Source organism: Streptomyces sp. OfavH-34-F, from assembly GCF_022347745.1.
In the GTDB taxonomy this organism is placed as follows: domain Bacteria; phylum Actinomycetota; class Actinomycetes; order Streptomycetales; family Streptomycetaceae; genus Streptomyces.
The window spans coordinates 1-2978 of sequence record NZ_JAKRGC010000499.1 but is presented as its reverse complement, the minus strand read 5'-3'; the positions used below and the strand labels follow the sequence as shown (position 1 = coordinate 2978).

Below are 2978 nucleotides of genomic sequence, written 5' to 3'. Positions count from 1 at the left end.
CCCAGCCCCGCCACAAGATCGCGTGGATGTACGCGGTCGAGCCGTCGGCCGGCCCCGCCGACGCCTGGGCCGACCACGGCGCCCTCGTGGACGCCGTGGCGCGCCGGGACGCCGAGCGCGCCCGCTCCCTCGCCACGCGGCTCGCCGAACGGCAGGGCGCCGCGCACCGGCTGCGCCCCACCGCCCGCCCCGGCGGCGTACCCCGCCCCGGCCGCGTGAGAACTCCGCAACGCGCCGTAAACACCGCGAGCGGCGGGAATTAACAGAAGGCGCGTACAAAGGAATGAGTGCCCCCACGCGGCGGGAAAAGGAGTGAGTTCCCCCGCGCGGCGGAATAAGAAATGAGCGCCCGCGCGGTGCGGAAGGAATAAGTGCCCGCGCGGTGCGAAAAGAAATGGGCGCCCGTGCGGAGGAATGAAGAGACCTGCGCCCGTGCGGATAGAGGGCTTGCGTGCGGCCGGGGAAAAGACCTCCGTGCATGCGAAAGCCGCGACACCCTTTTCAGGGGGCCGCGGCTTGCGCGTCGAGCGTTCCGGCGGTCGTGACCGCTGTGGCTCAGACGGTCTCCGGGAGCTCGTCGAGACCCTCGGCGACCAGCTTGGCCAGCCGGTCCAGAGCGGCCTCGGCGTTGTCCGCGTCGGACGCGAGCACGATCTCCTCGCCGCCCTGGGCGCCGAGACCGAGCACCGCGAGCATCGAGGCCGCGTTCACCGGGGCACCATCCGCCTTGGCGATGGTGACGGGGACGCCGGAAGCCGTGGCGGCACGGACGAAAATGGAAGCGGGGCGGGCGTGCAGGCCCTCGGCCCAACCGACGTTTACGCGGCGCTCAGCCATGGTTCTGCCCTTCACGAATCAACGGTTGTCTAGACCAGTGTCTCATGGGGTGCGCGGTGCTCCGGGCCGACCCGCAGGAGGCGCCCGGGGATCTCCCGGACACCCCAGCCTGCCCCGCCCCCCGGCCCCTCCGCGACCGGTGCCGCGGCCGTAGGCTTGGCCCATGCAGCCCTCTTCGGAGCAGAGTCCGCATCACGTCTACCCCGATCACTGGGAGGCGGACGTGGTGCTCCGCGACGGCGGCACCGCGCGGATCAGGCCGATCACCACGGACGACGCCGAGCGCCTGGTCAGCTTCTACGAGCAGGTGTCCGACGAGTCGAAGTACTACCGCTTCTTCGCGCCCTACCCCCGGCTCTCCGCCAAGGACGTGCACCGCTTCACCCATCACGACTACGTCGACAGGGTGGGCCTCGCCGTCACGGTGGGCGGCGAGTTCATCGCCACCGTCCGCTACGACCGCATCGACGCGACCGGCCGGCCCGCCTCCGCCCCCGCCGACGAGGCCGAGGTCGCCTTCCTCGTCCAGGACGCCCACCAGGGCCGGGGCGTGGCCTCCGCCCTGCTCGAACACATCGCCGCGGTCGCCCGCGAACGCGGCATCCGGCGCTTCGCCGCCGAGGTGCTGCCCGCCAACACCAAGATGATCAAGGTGTTCCGGGATGCCGGGTACACCCAGCAGCGCAGCTTCGAGGACGGCTCGGTCCACCTCACCCTGGACCTCGAACCCACCGCCGAGTCCCTCGCCGTGCAGCGCGCCCGTGAACAGCGGGCCGAGGCCAAGTCCGTGCAGCGGCTGCTCGCCCCCGGCTCCGTCGCCGTCATCGGCGTCGGCCGCACCCCCGGCGGCGTCGGCCGCACCGTCCTGCGCAACCTCGTCGGCGCGGGCTTCACCGGTCGCGTCCACGCGGTGAACAGCTCCTTCGACCCCGGCCGGGAGACCATCGACGGGGTGCCCGCGCACCGCTCCCTGGGCGAGATCGGCGAGCCGGTCGACCTCGCGGTCGTCGCCGTGCCCGCCGACCGGGTTCCGGAGGCCGTCGCGGACTGCGGCGAACACGGCGTGCAGGGGCTGGTCGTCCTCTCCGCCGGGTACGCCGAGTGGGGCGCCGAGGGCCGCGAACGGCAGCGCGAACTGGTCCGCCAGGCCCGGTCGTACGGCATGCGGATCATCGGCCCCAACGCCTTCGGCATCATCAACAACTCGGACGAGGTCCGGCTCAACGCCTCGCTCGCCCCCGAGCGGCCCGCCTCCGGACGCATCGGCCTGTTCACCCAGTCCGGTGCCATCGGCATCGCCCTGCTCTCCGGGCTCTACCGGCGCGGCGCGGGCCTCTCCACCTTCATCTCGGCCGGCAACCGGGCCGACATCTCCGGCAACGACTTCCTCCAGTACTGGTACGAGGACCCCGACACCGACGTCGCCCTGCTCTACCTGGAGTCGCTGGGCAACCCCCGCAAGTTCACCCGCCTCGCCCGGCGCACCGCCGCCGTGAAGCCGGTCGTCGTGGTCAAGGGCGCCCGGCACAGCGGCTCCACCCCGCCGGGCCACGCCGTCCCCGTCAGCCGCATCCCCGACTCCACGGTGTCCGCGCTGATGCGGCAGGCGGGCGTCATCCGCGTCGACACGGTCACCGAGATGGTCGACGCCGCCCTGCTCCTCGCCGACCAGCCCCTTCCCGCGGGCGGCCGGGTCGCCATCCTCGGCAACTCCGAGTCGCTGGGGCTGCTTACGTACGACGTCTGCCTGGCCGAGGGGCTCCGCCCGCGCCCGCCCCTCGACCTCACCACCTCCGCCACCCCGCAGGACTTCCGGGACGCGCTGGCGGCGGCGCTGGCCGACGGGGCGTGCGACGCCGTGATCGTGACGGCGATCCCCTGGGTGGGCGAGGACGGCGAGGCGGAGTCGGGCGACGGCGAAGTCCTGGCCACCGCACTGCACGCGGCGGCAGCCGCCGGACCCGCCAAGCCGGTCGCCGTGGTGCACGTCGAGATCGGCGGCCTGGCGGAGGCGCTCTCCGCCGCCACCAGCACCGTGGCCCACCCCCGCCCGGCCACCCAGCCCTTCACGGCGGCCCAGCAGACCCCGGCCGCCCAGCCGCTCGCAGCGGCCCAGCAGGCCCCAGCCGCCCAGCCCCTCG

General features: G+C 73.5%; 2 protein-coding genes and 1 pseudogene. 2 read left to right on the top strand and 1 reads right to left on the bottom strand.

Going from position 1 to position 2978, the window contains the following annotated elements:
* Positions 1 to 263 (top strand): annotated as a pseudogene (locus tag MHW47_RS33960) (GntR family transcriptional regulator); the annotation flags it as partial.
* A gap of 292 nt (positions 264 to 555) precedes the next feature.
* Here MHW47_RS33960 and MHW47_RS33955 read toward each other — a convergent pair.
* Positions 556 to 837: an HPr family phosphocarrier protein gene (locus MHW47_RS33955; RefSeq protein WP_239227694.1), complete on the bottom strand. Its 282-nt coding sequence runs from the start codon at positions 835 to 837 to the stop codon at positions 556 to 558.
* Positions 838 to 1000: 163 nt separating this feature from the next.
* On the opposite strand from MHW47_RS33955, the gene MHW47_RS33950 reads away from it, so the two are divergent.
* On the top strand, positions 1001 to 2978 hold a 1978-nt coding region (locus tag MHW47_RS33950), incomplete at its 3' end, for a GNAT family N-acetyltransferase (protein WP_239227693.1).

Bases quoted from the DNA above. Each gene is read 5' to 3' on its own strand.
- MHW47_RS33955 (WP_239227694.1), bottom strand. From the start codon at position 837: ATGGCTGAGCGCCGCGTAAACGTCGGTTGGGCCGAGGGCCTGCACGCC.